This is a genomic window from Streptomyces sp. NPDC030838, assembly GCF_055572035.1.
In genome coordinates this window covers 241,240-258,464 of sequence record NZ_JBVIED010000015.1, presented here as the reverse complement: position 1 = coordinate 258,464, position 17,225 = coordinate 241,240, and the positions used below count along the sequence as shown (strand labels likewise).

14 protein-coding genes are annotated in these 17,225 nt (G+C 71.8%); 13 read left to right on the top strand and 1 reads right to left on the bottom strand.

The window, feature by feature from the left end; genetic code table 11:
- Window positions 1–116: 116 nt before the first annotated feature.
- The gene (locus ACZ42A_RS32075; protein ID WP_468530805.1) at window positions 117–1,919 is read right to left on the bottom strand and encodes a glycoside hydrolase family 15 protein; all 1,803 of its coding nucleotides are present in this window, start codon (window positions 1,917–1,919) and stop codon (window positions 117–119) included.
- Between the two features lie 519 nt (window positions 1,920–2,438).
- On the opposite strand from ACZ42A_RS32075, the gene ACZ42A_RS32070 reads away from it, so the two are divergent.
- The 13 genes from ACZ42A_RS32070 (at window position 2,439) to ACZ42A_RS32010 (ending at window position 17,132) form a co-directional block, all read left to right on the top strand.
- Window positions 2,439–4,097, top strand: coding sequence for a CTP synthase (locus tag ACZ42A_RS32070; RefSeq protein ID WP_468530804.1), 1,659 nt, complete (start codon window positions 2,439–2,441; stop codon window positions 4,095–4,097).
- Between the two features lie 96 nt (window positions 4,098–4,193).
- The gene (locus ACZ42A_RS32065) at window positions 4,194–4,820 is read left to right on the top strand and encodes an NUDIX domain-containing protein (protein ID WP_468530803.1); all 627 of its coding nucleotides are present in this window, start codon (window positions 4,194–4,196) and stop codon (window positions 4,818–4,820) included.
- A 1,007-nt stretch (window positions 4,821–5,827) separates the two neighbouring features.
- Complete coding sequence (locus ACZ42A_RS32060) at window positions 5,828–7,915, top strand: tetratricopeptide repeat protein (protein WP_468530802.1); 2,088 nt, start codon at window positions 5,828–5,830, stop codon at window positions 7,913–7,915.
- Between the two features lie 140 nt (window positions 7,916–8,055).
- Complete coding sequence (ald, locus tag ACZ42A_RS32055; RefSeq protein WP_468530801.1) at window positions 8,056–9,180, top strand: alanine dehydrogenase; 1,125 nt, start codon at window positions 8,056–8,058, stop codon at window positions 9,178–9,180.
- 412 nt (window positions 9,181–9,592) lie between these two features.
- Window positions 9,593–10,729: a ParA family protein gene (locus ACZ42A_RS32050; protein ID WP_468530800.1), complete on the top strand. Its 1,137-nt coding sequence runs from the start codon at window positions 9,593–9,595 to the stop codon at window positions 10,727–10,729.
- The gene (locus tag ACZ42A_RS32045; protein WP_468530799.1) at window positions 10,714–11,277 is read left to right on the top strand and encodes a hypothetical protein; all 564 of its coding nucleotides are present in this window, start codon (window positions 10,714–10,716) and stop codon (window positions 11,275–11,277) included. The genes ACZ42A_RS32050 and ACZ42A_RS32045 overlap by 16 nt, the downstream gene beginning before the upstream one ends.
- An 18-nt stretch (window positions 11,278–11,295) precedes the next feature.
- A complete protein-coding gene (locus tag ACZ42A_RS32040) occupies window positions 11,296–12,282 on the top strand; it encodes a segregation and condensation protein A (protein WP_468530798.1) in 987 nt (328 codons plus the stop codon).
- Window positions 12,283–12,335: 53 nt separating this feature from the next.
- Complete coding sequence (scpB, locus tag ACZ42A_RS32035) at window positions 12,336–12,908, top strand: SMC-Scp complex subunit ScpB (protein ID WP_468530812.1); 573 nt, start codon at window positions 12,336–12,338, stop codon at window positions 12,906–12,908.
- Window positions 12,908–13,969 carry a pseudouridine synthase gene (locus tag ACZ42A_RS32030; protein ID WP_468530797.1) on the top strand — a complete coding sequence of 354 codons (1,062 nt, stop codon included), beginning with the start codon at window positions 12,908–12,910 and terminating at the stop codon, window positions 13,967–13,969. The genes scpB and ACZ42A_RS32030 overlap by 1 nt, the downstream gene beginning before the upstream one ends.
- Before the next feature lie 70 nt (window positions 13,970–14,039).
- The gene (locus ACZ42A_RS32025; protein WP_468530796.1) at window positions 14,040–15,059 is read left to right on the top strand and encodes an ADP-ribosylglycohydrolase family protein; all 1,020 of its coding nucleotides are present in this window, start codon (window positions 14,040–14,042) and stop codon (window positions 15,057–15,059) included.
- 111 nt (window positions 15,060–15,170) lie between these two features.
- Window positions 15,171–15,578, top strand: a complete 408-nt coding sequence (locus ACZ42A_RS32020; protein WP_468530795.1) for a YidB family protein — start codon at window positions 15,171–15,173, stop codon at window positions 15,576–15,578.
- A 109-nt stretch (window positions 15,579–15,687) separates the two neighbouring features.
- Window positions 15,688–16,050: a chorismate mutase gene (aroH, locus tag ACZ42A_RS32015; RefSeq protein ID WP_468530794.1), complete on the top strand. Its 363-nt coding sequence runs from the start codon at window positions 15,688–15,690 to the stop codon at window positions 16,048–16,050.
- Complete coding sequence (locus ACZ42A_RS32010) at window positions 16,047–17,132, top strand: prephenate dehydrogenase (RefSeq protein ID WP_468530793.1); 1,086 nt, start codon at window positions 16,047–16,049, stop codon at window positions 17,130–17,132. The genes aroH and ACZ42A_RS32010 overlap by 4 nt, the downstream gene beginning before the upstream one ends.
- Window positions 17,133–17,225 lie beyond the last annotated feature (93 nt).

The window sequence follows — 17,225 nt, the reverse complement described above, 5'->3', positions numbered from 1 at the left end:
CTCCGCCTTGCAGCTGCACGCACCAGACCCCGCTCGGGTCGGCCAAGACGCACCGTTCCTCGCAGCCGGCCTGATCCGGAAGACAGGCCCTAGCGGGCGAGGCGTGCCCGGCGTCCTCAGCCGCCGTACGCGCCCGAAGCCGTCAGACGCAGGGCCGTGTCGATCAGGGGCACGTGGCTGAACGCCTGCGGGAAGTTGCCGACCTGGCGCTGCAGGCGCGGGTCCCACTCCTCGGCGAGCAGGCCGAGGTCGTTGCGGAGCGACAGCAGCTTCTCGAACAGCGTGCGGGCCTCGTCGACGCGACCGATCATCGCGAGGTCGTCGGCCATCCAGAACGAGCAGGCGAGGAACGCGCCCTCGTCGCCGGGGAGGCCGTCGACGCCCTCGTTCTCGCCCTTGGTCGGATAGCGCAGGATGAAGCCGTCCGGGGTGGACAGCTCCCGCTGGATCGCCTCCACCGTGCCGATGACGCGCTTGTCGTCCGGGGGCAGGAAGCCCACCTGCGGGATCAGCAGCAGGGAGGCGTCCAGCTCCTTCGAGCCGTAGGACTGCGTGAAGGTGTTGCGCTCCTTGTCGTAGCCCTTCTCGCACACCTCCCGGTGGATGTCGTCGCGCAGTTCCTTCCAGCGCTCCAGCGGGCCGTCCGCGTCGCCGGACTCGATCAGCTTGATCGTGCGGTCGACGGCGACCCACGCCATCACCTTGGAGTGCACGAAGTGCCGACGCGGCCCGCGCACCTCCCAGATGCCCTCGTCCGGCTCCTGCCAGTGCTTCTCCAGGTAGCTGATCAGCTTCAGCTGGAGCAGGGAGGCGTAGTCGTGGCGGGCCAGACCGGTCATGTGCGCCAGGTGCAGGGCCTCGGTGACCTCGCCGTACACGTCCAGCTGGAGCTGGTGCGCGGCGCCGTTGCCGACCCGGACCGGGGCGGAGTTCTCATAGCCCGGCAGCCAGTCCAGCTCGGCCTCGCCCAGCTCCCGCTCGCCCGCCAGGCCGTACATGATCTGCAGGTTCTCCGGGTCGCCCGCGACCGCCCGCAGCAGCCACTCGCGCCAGGAGCGGGCCTCCTCGCGGTAGCCGGTGCGCAGCAGCGAGGACAGGGTGATCGCCGCGTCCCGCAGCCAGGTGTAGCGGTAGTCCCAGTTGCGGACGCCGCCGATGTCCTCCGGGAGGGAGGTCGTCGGCGCGGCGACGATGCCGCCCGTGGGGGCGTACGTCAGCGCCTTCAGGGTGATCAGCGAGCGGATCACCGGCTCCCGGTACGGGCCGTGGTACGTGCAGTGCTCGACCCACTCCCGCCAGAACTCCTCCGTCGCCTCCAGCGACTGCTCCGGCTCCGGCAGCGGCGGCGCCTCCTTGTGCGAGGGCTGCCACGAGATGGTGAACGCGATCCGCTCGCCGGGGGCGACCGTGAAGTCCGAGTAGGTGGTCAGCTCCTTGCCCTCGGTCTCGACATGGGTGTCGTACCAGACCGAGTCCGGGCCGGCCACGGCCACCGTGCGGCCGTCGTGCTTGTGCACCCACGGCACGATCCGGCCGTAGGAGAACCGCATCCGCAGCGCCGACCGCATCGGGACCCGGCCGGAGACGCCCTCCACGATCCGGATCAGCTGGGGCGCGCCGTCACGCGGCGGCATGAAGTCGATCACCCGGACCGTGCCGCGCAGGGTGTCCCACTCGGACTCGAGGATCAGCGAGTCGCCACGGTAGGTGCGCCGGGCCGCGGCGGGCGGCTCGGTGTCGGCGGGGTGCGCCGGGCCGATCCGCCAGAAGCCGTGCTCCTCGGTGCCCAGCAGACCGGCGAAGATGGCGTGCGAGTCGAAGCGGGGCAGGCACAGCCAGTCGACTGTGCCGTCCCGGCAGACCAGGGCAGCGGTCTGCATGTCTCCGATGAGTGCGTAGTCTTCGATGCGCCCGGCCACGTGCTAACTCCAGTCGAACGGCCACGTAGCCCCAGCAGACGGGGCTTTCGCTAGTGCGGTCAAGGGGTCGTTGTAATGCGTCGTTGAGCTGTGAAGCAAAACCGTCGCCGAGCCGCCTGAGACCGGACGACAGTCGTCACTCAACGATCTGACGAGCTCTCGTTGTTCCGGTGTCTTACGGGCGGGGGTGGTGCCGTTCGGCCGGCGGGCTCGGCAGCGAGTGTCCGAGCAGGATACGACGCACGTAGATGATCTGTGTCCCGCTCCGGGCAACGTACTTGCGCCGAACGGGTGACCAGGGGGTGAGGCAGGGGTGTCCGGTTCACGTCCGTGGCGGGCCGTGCGCAGAGCGTCGCCGGACGCCATCCGCCCGCGGCGCTGATACCCTGGTAGCCCGTGGACCGGTGGGCGTAGAACCCCCGAACCGCAGCGACGGCTCCTCCAGTAAAACCCGGTTCCGCCGGGATGGACAGCCGCACCGCACCCCCAGACCGAGACCACGGGAGCCCCCCTTTGGCCATGCCGCCCAAATCCACGACGACCAAGCACATCTTCGTCACCGGGGGTGTCGCCTCCTCGCTCGGCAAGGGCCTGACCGCCTCCAGCCTCGGCATGCTGCTGAAGGCGCGGGGCCTGCGCGTCGTCATGCAGAAGCTCGACCCGTACATCAACGTCGACCCGGGCACGATGAACCCCTTCCAGCACGGTGAGGTGTTCGTCACCAACGACGGTGCCGAGACCGACCTGGACATCGGCCACTACGAGCGTTTCCTTGACCGCGACCTCGACGGCTCCGCCAATGTCACGACCGGCCAGGTCTACTCCACGGTGATCGCCAAGGAGCGGCGCGGCGAGTACCTGGGCGACACCGTCCAGGTCATCCCGCACATCACCAACGAGATCAAGCACCGCATCCGCCGGATGGCCGCGGAGGACGTGGACGTCGTCATCACCGAGGTCGGCGGCACCGTCGGCGACATCGAGTCGCTGCCGTTCCTGGAGACCGTCCGCCAGGTCCGCCACGAGGTCGGCCGGGACAACGTCTTCGTCGTGCATATCTCCCTTCTGCCCTACATCGGCCCCTCCGGCGAGCTGAAGACCAAGCCGACCCAGCACTCCGTCGCCGCCCTGCGCAACATCGGCATCCAGCCGGACGCGATCGTGCTGCGCTGCGACCGCGAGGTGCCCACCGCCATCAAGCGCAAGATCTCGCTGATGTGCGACGTCGACGAGGCCGCCGTGGTCGCCTGCCCCGACGCGCCTTCGATCTACGACATCCCGAAGGTCGTGCACGCCGAGGGCCTGGACGCCTACGCCGTCCGCAAGCTCGACCTGCCGTTCCGTGACGTGGACTGGACGACCTGGGACGACCTGCTGGACCGCGTCCACAACCCGGCGCACGAGATCAGCCTCGCGCTGGTCGGCAAGTACATCGACCTGCCCGACGCCTACCTCTCGGTGACCGAGGCGCTGCGCGCCGGCGGCTTCGCCAACCGCACCCGCGTCAAGATCAAGTGGGTCACCTCCGACGACTGCCGCACCCCCGCGGGCGCCGCCGAGCAGCTCTCCGACGTGGACGCGATCTGCATCCCCGGCGGGTTCGGCGACCGCGGTGTCTCCGGCAAGGTCGGCGCCATCCAGTACGCCCGCGAGAACCGGATCCCGCTGCTCGGCCTCTGCCTGGGCCTGCAGTGCATCGTGATCGAGGCCGCGCGCAACCTGGCCGGCATCGCCGACGCCAACTCCACCGAGTTCGACCCGGGCACCGCCCACCCGGTCATCTCCACCATGGCCGAGCAGCTGGACATCGTGGCCGGCGAGGGCGACATGGGCGGAACGATGCGTCTGGGCATGTACCCGGCCAAGCTCGCCGAGGGCTCCATCGTGCGTGAGGTGTACGACGGCAAGGAGTACGTCGAGGAGCGGCACCGTCACCGGTACGAGGTGAACAACGCCTACCGCACGGAGCTGGAGAAGAAGGCGGGCATCCAGTTCTCCGGCACCTCCCCGGACGGCAAGCTGGTCGAGTACGTGGAGTACCCGCGCGAGGTCCACCCGTACCTGGTCGCCACCCAGGCGCACCCGGAGCTGCGCTCCCGCCCGACCCGCCCGCACCCGCTGTTCGCGGGCCTGGTCAAGGCGGCGGTCGAGCGTAAGACGGCGCAGCCGGAGAAGTAACACGACAGTTGTACGGTGGCCGGGGTGCGTCCTGTTCAGGGAGGCGCCCCGGCTTTTTTCCGCACGTCTTTTTCTGCACGTCTGGAAGGACAGGGCATGACGATCAAGGACACCCCCGAGGAGTGGGAGATCCGGGCCACGGAGACCCCCTTCGTGGGCAATAAGACCTCCGTCCGCGCCGACGACGTGGTCATGCCCGACGGCACGGTGGCCCGCCGCGACTACCAGGTCCACCCCGGCTCGGTCGCCGTCCTCGCCCTCGACGACGCCGACCGCGTGCTGGTGCTGCGCCAGTACCGGCACCCGGTGCGCCAGAAGCTGTGGGAGATCCCGGCCGGGCTGCTGGACGTCCCCGGCGAGAACCCGCTGCACGCGGCCCAGCGCGAGCTGTACGAGGAGGCGCACGTCAAGGCCGAGGACTGGCGCGTCCTCACCGACGTCTACACCACGCCCGGCGGCTGCGACGAGGCCGTCCGGATCTTCCTCGCCCGCAACCTCTCCGAGGCGGACGGCGACCGCTTCGAGGTCGAGCACGAAGAGGCCGACATGGAGCTGGAGCGGGTCCCGGTCGATGACCTGGTGCGCGGCGTACTGGCCGGCGAGCTGCACAACAACTGCCTCGTCGTGGGCGTCCTGTCCCTGGTCGCCGCGCGGGGCGGTGCGGGCCTGGACGCACTCCGCCCGGCGGAGGCACCGTGGCCGGCACGACCGTTCGAGTCCTGAGCGCGGGCCTGGGGCATCGTGTCGGTAGCCGAACCGGCGCTTGGTGCGGGTCCCACGTTTTGATCTTCGCGCGGACCGGAGACTGATCCCGCGTCGGCCGTAGGGCCCCTTTCGCCGGACGCGCCTGTGCCCGGGGGCCGGTCCGGTCGGCTCCGGCCAAGCCGAGGACCTCTGTCCGGCGGCGCCGTGCCTGGCGGAGGGCTGCGGCCCGTCCGGTGTCCGGCGAGGGCGTCTCTGGATTCCCTGCCCGAGCCGGGGCGACTGCCCCGTCCGATGTCCGTGCCTGGCGGGGGCTCGCGTGCGGTTCCTCTGGTCATCGGGAGTTCCGTTCGGGTCCCTTGCCTCAGCTGGGGCGGCTGCCCGGTCCGATGTCCGTGCCTGGCGGCACGGGACAGGCAATCCGGCCAAAGCCCGGCGCCGGAGCCGGCCCCGGGGCCCGGCCGACCCCCCATGGCGGGTGGGGACGAGATCATTCCCCGCCGGGCACGGGAACCGCACGTGTGGCCCCGCCAGGCGCGGAAAGCGGGACCGGAGACCCCCGCTGGGTGCGGAAGGCGGAGGGGATGGCCGCCCCGCCTGGGGAACCCGGACGGAAGCCCCCTGCCCGCCAGGAAACCGGAAACCGAAGAGCCGCCGCGGTGGGCAGGGCCCCGGCCCGAAGACCGCCTGCCAGGCACGGGAACCGGAGGGAAGCCCCCGCCAGGCGCCGCAAGCGGACGGAGGAGCCGCCCCGGCTGAGGCAAGGGACCCAGACGGAACTCCCGGCAACCACGGGAAGCGGACGCGAGCCCCCGCCGGTGTGACCATCGGCTGATCCGATTGAGGGACGTCACCGTCGTGCTCCCCACGGATCGTTGCAGAGCGTGAACTAGGCTCGTCGCGAGTGAGCCGAAGGGGCGCGGCACGGGCTGTGCGCCCCGGTGGTGAGCGAGCCAGGAGAACAGGCGAGAGGCCCGGACCGGAGTCCCGGCGGGCGGTGCGCGTGCGGTGGGACGGGAGTGTGGCCCGTGACGGATCAGGCGGTGGACGCGGGCGGCGTGGAGCTGTCGGGACACACGTCGCAGGGCAGCGTTTTCCTGGGCCGTACGCGGGAGTTGAAGGAGCTGCGCGCCGACATCGAGCGCGCCGGGCTGGACACCCTGGCGGGCCGCAAGGCGCCGCGTGCCCGGGTGCTGCTGATCGCCGGGCGGCCCGGTTCCGGCCGGACCGCGCTCGCCGAGGAGCTGGCCCGGCAGGTTGCCGACCGTTACCCGGGCGGGGTGCTGCGGGCCCGGCTGAGCGAACCGGACGGCACTCCGGTCCCGATCGACCGCATCGCCCGGGACCTGCTCGCCGGGCTGGAGCTGTCGGCCCCCGCCGGAGCCGCCGGGGACGATCTCGCGGCCGAGCTGCGTGCGGCCCTGGCCGACCGTCGTGTCGTACTGCTGCTGGATGACGCGGCCGACGCCGAGCAGGTCGACGCGCTGCTTCCGGACAACCCGGAGTGTCTGGTCGTCGCCGTCTCCCAGGGCCCGCTGACGGGGATCGCGGATGTCCGTCCGTGCACCCTGGGCGGGCTGGACACCAAGTCGGCGGTGGAGCTGCTGTCCCGGTGTACCGGCTCGGTGCGGATCACCGTCGACCCGCGGGCCGCCGAGCACCTGGTCGAGGAGTGCCAGGCCCAGCCCGCCGCGCTGGTGCTGGCCGGCGGCTGGCTGGCCGCCCGCCCGAAGGCGGCCGTCGCCGACCTCGCCAAGCATCTGCGCGCCGAGGACGACGAGGAGACCGCGGGCACCCCGCTCAGCCGGGTATTCCGGCTCGCCTACGCCTCCCTGCCGGCCCCCGCCGCCCGGATACTGCGACTGCTCGCCCTCGCCCCGGCCGGACACGTCGACCCGCACACCGCCTCCGCGCTCGCCGGCTGCTCGGTCAGTGCCGCCCGCACCACCCTGGACGACTTCGTCGCCCTCGGCCTGCTGCGGGCGGTGGACTCGCCGCTGCCCCAGTACGAGGTGCCGGGCGCCCTGCACCCCCTGCTGCGCGCCCTCACCGAGACCCACGACCGGCCGGCCGAGCTGCAGCTGGCCCGGGCCCGGATGCTGGAGCGGACGGTCCGGCTGCTCCAGTCGTGCCGGGCGATCACCGAGACGGACAGCCCGCAGGCCCGTGCCAAGCTGCTCGGCATGCCGCGCTCGCTGCGCTTCCCCAGCCCGCGGGCCGCGGCCGACTGGCTGCACATCCGCCGGCCCGCCCTGCTCGCCGCGGCCCGGCTGGCGGTCGCCGACGGGGAGCTGGACACCCTGGCCCGGCGGCTGCTGTCCCAGCTGGTGCGGGCGCTGGTCGTGCACTACGGCACCCAGGCCGCGGCCCCCGACCTGTACGGCATCCACCAGCTCGTCCTGGACGTGGCCGAGCGGCAGCGCCTGCCCCGGGAGCGGGCGGCCGCCCTGCTGAATCTGGCCGATCTGGACGCCCAGACCGGCCGGACCGCCGACGCGCTGGTCCGCTACCGGGCCGCGCTGGACGCCGCACGCGAGGCGAACGACCCGTATGCGACCGGCCGCGCGATGGAATCCGTAGGCGGTGCCCACGAGGAGCTGGGCGACTACGACCGGGCCGCCGACTGGTACGGCCGGGCGCTGGCCCAGCGGCTGGCCCGCGACGAGCGCGCGGACGCCGCCCGGCTCTACGGTCGGATGGCCGCCGCCCACACCTACGCGGGTCGCTACGGCGAGGCGGCCCGGAACTGGCGGGCGGCCATCGCCGGGTACCGCAAGCTCGGCGATATCGCCGCGCACGCGCGGGCGTTGAGCGAGCTGGCGCGGGTCCAGGAGTACGCCGGCCGGCCCGAGGAGTGCCTGCGCACCTGCCAGGAGGCGGTGGAGTGGGCGCGCCGCGCGGAGGACGTACGGCTGCAGGCGGCCCTGCACCTCAGGCTGGCCGACACGCTGGACCACCTCGGCGACTCCGTGGCGGCCGGACTGCACCGCAGCGCGGCCGAGCGCATGCTGGGGGAGGAGGACCGGGAGACCGAGCAGGAGGGCGATCCGGAAGATCCACAGCCGGAACACGGGGCTAACGCCTGCGAAATCCGCAGTACACCCGCTGAAGATTGATGCAATGAAAGGCTAGACAGCGGGAACACCTTCATTAGACTGGCTTCGCCGCACGTTCTCCTGCGGTGTCTCCCGGTGTGCCCTGTACATCCGTGTACATCCGGGTTTGCACGTACTACACCCCCTCTGAGCCAAGGACCGTGATCGACGTGAAGGTCGGCATCCCCCGCGAGGTCAAGAACAACGAGTTCCGGGTGGCCATCACCCCCGCCGGCGTGCACGAGCTGGTGCGCAACGGCCACCAGGTCGTCATCGAGCGCGGCGCCGGCGTCGGCTCCTCGATCACGGACGAGGAGTACGTCGCCGCCGGTGCCGAGATCCTCGACACCGCCGACGAGGTCTGGGCCGCCGCCGACCTGCTGCTGAAGGTCAAGGAGCCGATCGCGGAGGAGTACCACCGCCTCCGCAAGGACCAGACCCTCTTCACCTACCTGCACCTGGCCGCCTCCAAGGAGTGCACGGACGCGCTCGTCGAGTCCGGCACCACCGCCATCGCCTACGAGACGGTCGAGCTGCCCAACCGCGCCCTGCCGCTGCTCGCCCCGATGTCCGAGGTCGCGGGCCGCCTGGCCCCGCAGGTCGGCGCCTACCACCTGATGCGCGCCGCCGGCGGCCGCGGTGTGCTGCCGGGCGGTGTCCCGGGCGTCACCCCGGCCAAGGCCGTCGTCATCGGCGGTGGCGTCTCCGGCTGGAACGCCACCCAGATCGCCGTCGGCATGGGCTTCGACGTGACCCTGCTGGACCGCGACATCAACAAGCTGCGCGAGGCCGACCGGATCTTCGGCACGAAGGTCAAGGCCATCATGTCCAACTCCTTCGAGCTGGAGAAGGCCGTCCTCGACGCCGACCTCGTCATCGGCGCCGTCCTCATCCCGGGCGCCAAGGCCCCCAAGCTCGTCACCAACGAGCTGGTCTCCCGGATGAAGCCGGGAAGTGTCCTTGTCGACATCGCGATCGACCAGGGCGGCTGCTTCGAGGACTCCCGTCCGACCACGCACGCCGAGCCGACCTTCAAGGTCCACAACTCGATCTTCTACTGCGTCGCCAACATGCCCGGCGCCGTTCCGAACACCTCGACCAACGCCCTCACCAACGCCACGCTGCCGTACATCGTGTCGCTGGCCAACAACGGCTGGGTCGAGGCGCTGCGCCGCGACGCCGCGCTCGCCAAGGGTCTCAACACCCATGACGGCAAGGTGGTTTACAAGGAGGTCGCAGAGGCGCACGGCCTGGAGCACGTGGAGCTCGAGTCGCTCCTCGGCTGACCGTCGCTGACCGACCGGTTCAAGTCATCTCTGCGTAAAAGGCGATTCGTCAACAGGGGTCGTCAACCGTGAACATCCGGCCGGACCTTGCCCGACAAGGTCCGGCCGGATGTGTGTATGGTCACTTTGCGACTCTCGGTCAACTCGCCTCGAACGTATCCCTTTGACTGATTCGCACACCGGTGAAACCTGCTGTGCGACGGCCGTACGCCCTTGACAGCGGGATGTTTCATTGCCGACACATCGGGCCGGGTCCGGCGGATTGTGTTGCTGCGGACGCCCGACACGCCATAGAGTCGCCGAACGTCGGCATGGTGCCACGCTGACCTTGTCTAGAAGTTTCCTGGTCACCAAGGAGGTAAGACGACTTGTGAATGAGTCGACATTTTCTCCCGGGGGTGGTCAACCAGGAATGCCTACGCGGGGTCAGGGCCCCACGGGGCTCGAGGCTGTCGGCTCCGTCGCTGTCCGAACCTTCGCAGCCCACCAGAGCCAAGCCAGCCCCCACATGGCTCAGACAGCACCCCAGAGCATGGATGGCCATCACGTGAACGCCATGGCCGGCGACGGAAGTGGCGCGCCCCACAACCACTTCGCCGACTACGAGGAACTGCCCGAGGGGCACTTCTACGACCCCGACGCCGAGTACGAGCCCGACCCCGAGTACGCGGCCACGCTCGCGCCCGACGCTGCCCGTCAGCGCCGTGAGCGCGTCGGCCCGACCGGACGCCCGCTGCCGTACTTCCCGATCCCGGGTCCGCTGACCGATCACGGGCCCGCGACGATCATCGCGATGTGCAACCAGAAGGGCGGCGTCGGCAAGACGACGTCCACCATCAACCTGGGTGCCGCGCTCGCGGAGTACGGACGCCGGGTGCTGCTCGTGGACTTCGACCCGCAGGGCGCGCTGTCGGTCGGTCTGGGCGTCAACCCCATGGAGCTGGACCTCACCGTCTACAACCTGCTCATGGAGCGGGGCCTGTCGGCCGACGAGGTGCTGCTGAAGACCGCGGTCCCCAACATGGACCTGCTGCCCAGCAACATCGACCTGTCCGCGGCCGAGGTCCAGCTGGTCTCCGAGGTCGCCCGCGAGTCGTCGCTGCAGCGCGCGCTCAAGCCCCTGCTGCCCGACTACGACTACATCGTGATCGACTGTCAGCCCTCGCTCGGCCTGCTCACGGTCAACGCGCTGACGGCCGCTCACAAGGTGATCGTGCCGCTGGAGTGCGAGTTCTTCGCCCTGCGTGGTGTGGCGCTGCTGACCGAGACCATCGAGAAGGTCCAGGAGCGGCTCAACCCGGAGCTGGAGCTCGACGGGATCCTCGCCACGATGTACGACTCGCGCACCGTGCACAGCCGTGAGGTGCTCGCGCGGGTCGTGGAGGCGTTCGACGACCACGTCTACCACACGGTCATCGGGCGCACGGTCCGCTTCCCGGAGACCACGGTCGCCGGTGAGCCGATCACCACGTACGCCTCGAACTCCGTCGGTGCCGCCGCCTACCGCCAGCTCGCCAGGGAGGTGCTCGCCCGGTGTCACGCCGAGTGAGTCTGCCGGGGGCCGACGAACTGTTCCGTACGACAGGGGGAATGGCACTCCAGCCGTCCACTCCCCGGCGCCCGGCGGGCGGCGAGGCCCGGGTGCCGGCGCCCGCCGGGGAGGGCGACGCGGCGATCGCGGACGACGCCCCGCAGGCGGTGCCAGCGCAGGGCGGCGACGGCGACGGCGCCGAGCACGTGGCCGCGGAGCCGGAGCCGGCCGAGGCGGGCGAGTCCCGCAGCCGGGCGGCCGCCGCGGAGCGCTCCGCGCGGCGCCAGACGGCGCAGGAAGGTTCTGCCCCGGCCACGCCCCGCAAGCGGGGACGGGCGGCCACGCGGCGGCCGAGCGGCCGTGAGCGGCACGACGAGAAGATCACCGTGTATGTCTCCGCCGAGGAGCTGATGGACCTGGAGCACGCGCGTCTCGTGCTCCGCGGCGAGCACGGGCTCGCCGTCGACCGGGGCCGGATCGTGCGTGAGGCGGTGGCCGTCGTGCTCGCGGATCTGGAGACCCGGGGGGACGCCAGCATCCTCGTACGGCGGCTGCGGGGACGGTAGCGGTAGCCTGCGGGGGCTATGACCTCGAACGACGCTTCCGCCTCCGGCCGTGCCGGGCGTCGGCGTGCGCTGGGGCGGGGGCCGGGGGCTGCGTCCGTGGAGCCGGAAGAGGTTCCGGAAGAGGTTCCCGTGGAGGAGCCCGCCGCCGCCGAGCCCGAGGTCCCGGACGCTCCCGCCGGGGAGGCGGAGCCGTCCGACGGTGTCTTCAAGGTGCGGCTCGCCAACTTCGAGGGGCCCTTCGATCTGCTGCTCCAGCTGATCTCCAGGCACAAGCTGGACGTCACCGAGGTCGCGCTGTCGAAGGTGACCGACGAGTTCATGGCGCACATCCGGGCGATGGGCCCGGACTGGGACCTGGACCAGACGACCGAGTTCCTGGTCGTCGCCGCCACCCTGCTCGACCTGAAGGCCGCCCGGCTGCTGCCGGCCGCCGAGGTGGAGGACGAGGCGGACCTGGCGCTGCTGGAGGCACGCGACCTGCTGTTCGCGCGGCTGCTGCAGTACCGCGCGTACAAGCAGATCGCGGACATCTTCAGCGGGCGGCTGGATACGGAGGCGCGCCGCTATCCGCGTACCGTCGGCCTCGAACCCCAGCACGCCGAGCTGCTGCCCGAGGTGGTCATCAGCATCGGCGCGGAAGGGTTCGCGAAGCTCGCGGTCAAGGCGATGCAGCCGAAGCCCAAGCCGCAGGTGTACGTCGACCACATCCACGCGCCGCTCGTCAGCGTGCAGGAGCAGGCCGGGATCGTCGTGGCGCGGCTCAGGGAACTCGGTGAGGCCAGTTTCAGGGCGCTCGTGGCGGACACCGGCGACACCCTCACCGTCGTGGCGCGCTTCCTGGCGCTGCTGGAGCTGTACCGGGAGAAGGCCGTGGCGCTGGAGCAGGAGACGGCGCTCGGGGAGCTTCTGGTGCGCTGGACCGGCGGAGACGGGGACGAGACCCCGAGGGTCACCGACGAGTTCGACCGGCCGCCCGAGCCGCCGAAGGAGGAGGAGAAGCCGTGAGCGAGGAGACGGTCGCCGATCTGCCGCTCAAGCCCGCCCTGGAGGCCGTCCTGATGGTCGTGGACGAGCCCGCGAGCGAGGAGCACCTGGCGAAGATCCTGGAGCGGCCCCGACGGCAGGTCGCGGACGCGCTGCGGGAGCTGGCCGACGAGTACACCGTGCAGGGCCGCGGCTTCGAGCTGCGGTTCGTCGCGGGCGGCTGGCGGTTCTACACCCGGGGCGAGTACGCGGCCGCCGTCGAGCGCCTCGTGCTGGACGGGCAGACGGCCCGGCTCACCCAGGCCGCCCTGGAGACGCTCGCCGTGGTCGCGTACCGCCAGCCGGTCAGCCGCAGCCGGGTCTCGGCCGTACGCGGGGTCAACTGCGACGGTGTCATGCGCACCCTCCTCCAGCGCGGTCTGGTCGAGGAGGCGGGCACGGAACCCGAAACAGGTGCGATCCTGTACACGACGACGAACTACTTCCTGGAGCGGATGGGCCTGCGCGGTCTGGACGAGCTCCCGGAGCTCGCGCCCTTCCTCCCGGAGGCGGAGGCGATCGAGGCCGAGACCCAGGAAGGCGTACCGTCGTTCGATCCGGACGCTCCGGATTCCGAGGACGCAGACGACAAGACGACGGAACTTTGATGCGAAGCAGCGGCAGCGGCAAGAGCGGCGGGCGCGGTAACTACCGCGGTGCCGGTAACAACAGGGACCAGAAGCAGGGGCAGGGCCGCCCCCGCAAGCCCCGCCCCGAGGAGCGCCGCTACGACGTGGGCCCCGGCGCCACCAAGGACGGCCCGAAGGCCGGGCGGGGCGGGGCCGCGCGCGGCGGCGCCAAGGGCGGGCCGAAGAAGCCGCAGCAGGGCGGCCGTACGGCCCCCGCGCGCTCGCGTGAGTACGAGACGCGGGTCGAGGAGCGCAACCGGGAGCGGTACGCGGGCAAGAAGGACGTCAAGCTGCCCAAGACCTTCCCCGGCGCCGAGCAGGAGGGCGAGCGGCTGCAGAAGGTGCTCGCCCGCGCGGGCTACGGCTCCCGCCGGGCCTGCGAGGAGCTGATCGAGCAGGCGCGGGTCGAGGTGAACGGCGAGATCGTCCTCGAGCAGGGCAAGCGGGTCGACCCGGAGAAGGACGAGATCCGGGTGGACGGGCTGACCGTGGCCACCCAGTCGTACCAGTTCTTCTCGCTGAACAAGCCGGCCGGAGTCGTGTCGACGATGGAGGACCCGGAGGGGCGGCAGTGCCTCGGTGACTACGTCACCAACCGGGAGACCCGGCTGTTCCACGTCGGCCGTCTCGACACCGAGACGGAGGGCGTCATCCTGCTCACCAACCACGGCGAGCTGGCGCACCGGCTGACCCACCCCAAGTACGGGGTGAAGAAGACCTACCTGGCCGCGATCGTCGGCCCCATCCCGCGCGACCTGGGCAAGCGGCTGAAGGACGGCATCCAGCTGGAGGACGGCTACGCCCGCGCGGACAACTTCCGGGTCGTCGAGCAGACCGGCAAGAACTACCTGGTCGAGGTGACCCTGCACGAGGGTCGCAAGCACATCGTGCGGCGCATGCTCGCGGCGGCCGGCTTCCCGGTCGACAAGCTGGTGCGCACCGCCTTCGGCCCGATCACCCTGGGCGACCAGAAGTCGGGCTGGCTGCGGCGGCTGTCCAACACGGAGGTCGGCATGCTGATGAAGGAAGTCGATCTCTAAAGCCCTCGGGCTCCACAGCACTTGTGTGTGATCCACCATCCCCTTTATGGTCAGAGTGACGATAAAGGGGATGGTGATCCGCGTGCCGAAACGCGCAGCGACCGGAGCGCTCCTGGGCCTGGCCCTCGGGGACGCGCTCGGCTTTCCGACCGAGTTCAACGACGTACCGGCGATCCTCGCCAAGTGCGGCCCCTGGCGGGAGATGGAGCTGCCCAGGCCCGCGATCGTCACCGACGACACCCAGATGACGCTCGCCCTCGGCCGGGGCCTGCGCACGGCCATGGACCGGGGCTTCCTCGCACCGAAGCGGCTGGAGCGGCCGGTGCGCGAGGAGTTCGTCGACTGGTACCAGTCCCCGGAGAACAACCGAGCCCCCGGCAACACCTGCCTGCGCGCGTGCAACCTGCTCAAGGCGGAGGGCCGGGCCTGGCAGGACGCCAGTCAGATCGGCTCCAAGGGGTGCGGCGCCAACATGCGCGTCGCGCCGATCGGACTCGCCCCGGGGCTCACCGACGACCAGCGCGCGGGCGCCGCCCAGCTCCAGGCCGCCCTTACCCACGGCCACCCCACCGCCCTCGCCGCCTCCGACCTCACCGCGCACGCCGTACGCCTGCTCGCCGAGGGTGCCGAGCCCACCGGACTCGTCGGACTGCTGCGGTCGTACGCCTACGACAACCGCACCCGCTACCACCACCAGTGGCTCGGCGATCTGTGGACCCGCGCCCACGACCCCAGCCCCGAGCACTTCATGGCCCGCGGCTGGGACGAGTGCCTGGACGTCCTCGCCCGCCTCCAGGACGCGGTGCGCACGGTCTCCCCGGAGACCGATCCCTGCCTGGCCACCGGAGCGGGCTGGATCGCCGAGGAGGCCCTCGCCACCGGGCTGCTCTGCTTCCTGCTCTTCGTCGACGAACCGCTCACCGCGCTGCGCCGCGCCGCCTGCACCTCCGGTGACTCCGACTCCATCGCCTGCCTGACCGGCGCCTTCGCGGGCGCCCACCTCGGCGCGGACGCCTGGCCGGCGGCGTGGGCGGACCGGATCGAGTACCACGACGAACTGGTCACCCTGGGCGCGCTCTGGGACGCCTGATCGGGCCCCGGGACGCCTGACCGGCCGCGCGATCCGGGGTACCCGGGGACGGTCACGGGGCCCGGGCCGGTCGTCCGGCCGGGTCCGGCCGTACGACGGAAGGGCACGACGATGGCGGGCCATGACATCGGCGACATCGGCGATCTGCTCGGCGACGTCCTCGGCGGGCGCGGCGGCACCGGAAGCGGCGGGCTCCTCGTGGGCGCCCTGCTCAAGGCGATGGGCGGCGATGATCCGCTCGGCCGGCTGCTCGCGAGGCTCGGCGAGGCCGGGCTGGGCCTGCAGACGCGGTCCTGGGTCGGCCCCGGAGCCGACCAGTCGGTGACCGGGGACCAGCTGCGGCAGGCGCTCGGCGAGGACACCCTCGACCGGGTCGCCCGGGAGGTGGGCGTCACCCCCGCCCAGGCCGCCGACGACCTCGCCCAGGCGCTGCCCCCGGCGGTCGACCGGCTGACCCCCGACGGCGAGCTGCCGCAGGCGGGCTCGCTGGCGGAGCTGCTCCGGCGGCAGACGCCCTGACCGCCGTCCACCGGCGTCTCAGGGGGCGGGCGGCGAGCGCCGGGCGGCTCCGGGCTGACTAGGCTGGACGAACGCACAGCCAGTACGCACATCAACGAGGAGCAGCGCCGTGGCGGTACGAGCGGTCCGGGGGGCCGTCCAGCTGGAGCGGGACGAGGCCGAGCACATGGACGCGCAGGTCGGAGCCCTGCTCACCGCCATCCTGGAGCGGAACGGCCTCACCACCGACGACCTGATCAGCATCTGGTTCACGGCCACGCCGGACCTGCACAGCGACTTCCCGGCCGCCGCCGCCCGCAAGCTCGGCATCGTCGACGTCCCGCTGATCTGCGCCCAGGAACTCGACATCGCGGGCGCCATGCCGCGGGTCGTCCGGGTGCTCGCGCACATCGAGTCCGACAAGCCCCGCGCGGACATCAACCACGTCTACCTCGGCGCCGCCGCCGCTCTGCGCAAGGACATCGCCCAGTGAGGACCGCACTCGTCATCGGCACCGGCCTCATCGGCACCTCCGCCGCCCTGGCCCTCGCCCAGCGCGGCGTCACCGTCCACCTCGAGGACCACGACCCCGAGCAGGCCCGGACGGCCGCCGCGCTCGGCGCCGGCACCGACGAGGCGCCCGAGGGGCCCGTCGACCTCGCCATCGTCGCCGCGCCGCCCGCCCATGTGGCCGGGGTGCTCGCCGACGCCATGCGGCGCGGGGTCGCCCGCGGCTACCTCGACGTGGCCAGCGTCAAGGGCGGTCCGCGGCGCGAGCTGGAGGCGCTCGGCCTCGACCTGTCGTCGTACATCGGCACCCACCCCATGTCCGGCCGGGAGAAGTCCGGGCCGCTCGCCGCCACCGGCGACCTCTTCGAGGGCCGCCCCTGGGTGCTCACCCCGACCCGGGACACCGACACCGAGGTGCTGAACCTCGCCCTGGAGCTGGTCTCGCACTGCCGGGCCGTCCCGGTCGTCATGGACGCCGACGCCCACGACCGCGCCGTGGCGCTCGTCTCGCACATGCCCCACCTGGTGTCCAGCATGGTCGCCGCGCGCCTGGAGAACGCCGAGGAGGCCGCCGTACGGCTGTGCGGGCAGGGCATCCGGGACGTGACCCGGATCGCCGCCTCCGACCCCCGGATGTGGATCGACATCCTCTCCGCGAACCCCGGGCCGGTCGCCGACCTGCTCGCGGACGTCTCCGCCGACCTCGACGAGACGGTCCGCGCCCTGCGCGCGCTCCAGTCCTCCGACGAGGCCAAGCGCCGCGAGGGCACCGCCGGCATCGAGGACGTGCTGCGCCGCGGCAACGCGGGCCAGATCCGGGTCCCCGGCAAGCACGGCTCCGCGCCGCGGGTCTACGAGACCGTCGCCGTCCTCATCGACGACCAGCCCGGCCAGCTGGCCCGCATCTTCGCCGACGCGGGGCGGGCCGGGGTCAACATCGAGGACGTACGGATCGAGCACGCGACGGGTCAGCAGGCCGGTCTGGTCCAGCTGATGGTGGAGCCGAAGGCGGCGCCCGTCCTGACGGCGGCGCTGCGGGAGCGGGGCTGGGCGATCCGGCAGTAGCAGCGCCGCAGCGGTCCGGCGAGGCCGGGCGGCCGTTCGGGTGAGCGGGGCCCGGTAACCTTGTCCGGGGCACCCAACCCGCCCCCACCCCCG

Coding starts and splice junctions, on each gene's coding strand:
- ACZ42A_RS32070 (WP_468530804.1), top strand. CDS start 2,439: ATGCCGCCCAAATCCACGACGACCAAGCACATCTTCGTCACCGGGGGT.
- ACZ42A_RS32050 (WP_468530800.1), top strand. CDS start 9,593: ATGCCTACGCGGGGTCAGGGCCCCACGGGGCTCGAGGCTGTCGGCTCC.
- ACZ42A_RS32065 (WP_468530803.1), top strand. CDS start 4,194: ATGACGATCAAGGACACCCCCGAGGAGTGGGAGATCCGGGCCACGGAG.
- ACZ42A_RS32030 (WP_468530797.1), top strand. CDS start 12,908: ATGCGAAGCAGCGGCAGCGGCAAGAGCGGCGGGCGCGGTAACTACCGC.
- ACZ42A_RS32020 (WP_468530795.1), top strand. CDS start 15,171: ATGGCGGGCCATGACATCGGCGACATCGGCGATCTGCTCGGCGACGTC.
- ACZ42A_RS32025 (WP_468530796.1), top strand. CDS start 14,040: ATGGTGATCCGCGTGCCGAAACGCGCAGCGACCGGAGCGCTCCTGGGC.
- ACZ42A_RS32040 (WP_468530798.1), top strand. CDS start 11,296: ATGACCTCGAACGACGCTTCCGCCTCCGGCCGTGCCGGGCGTCGGCGT.
- scpB (WP_468530812.1), top strand. CDS start 12,336: ATGGTCGTGGACGAGCCCGCGAGCGAGGAGCACCTGGCGAAGATCCTG.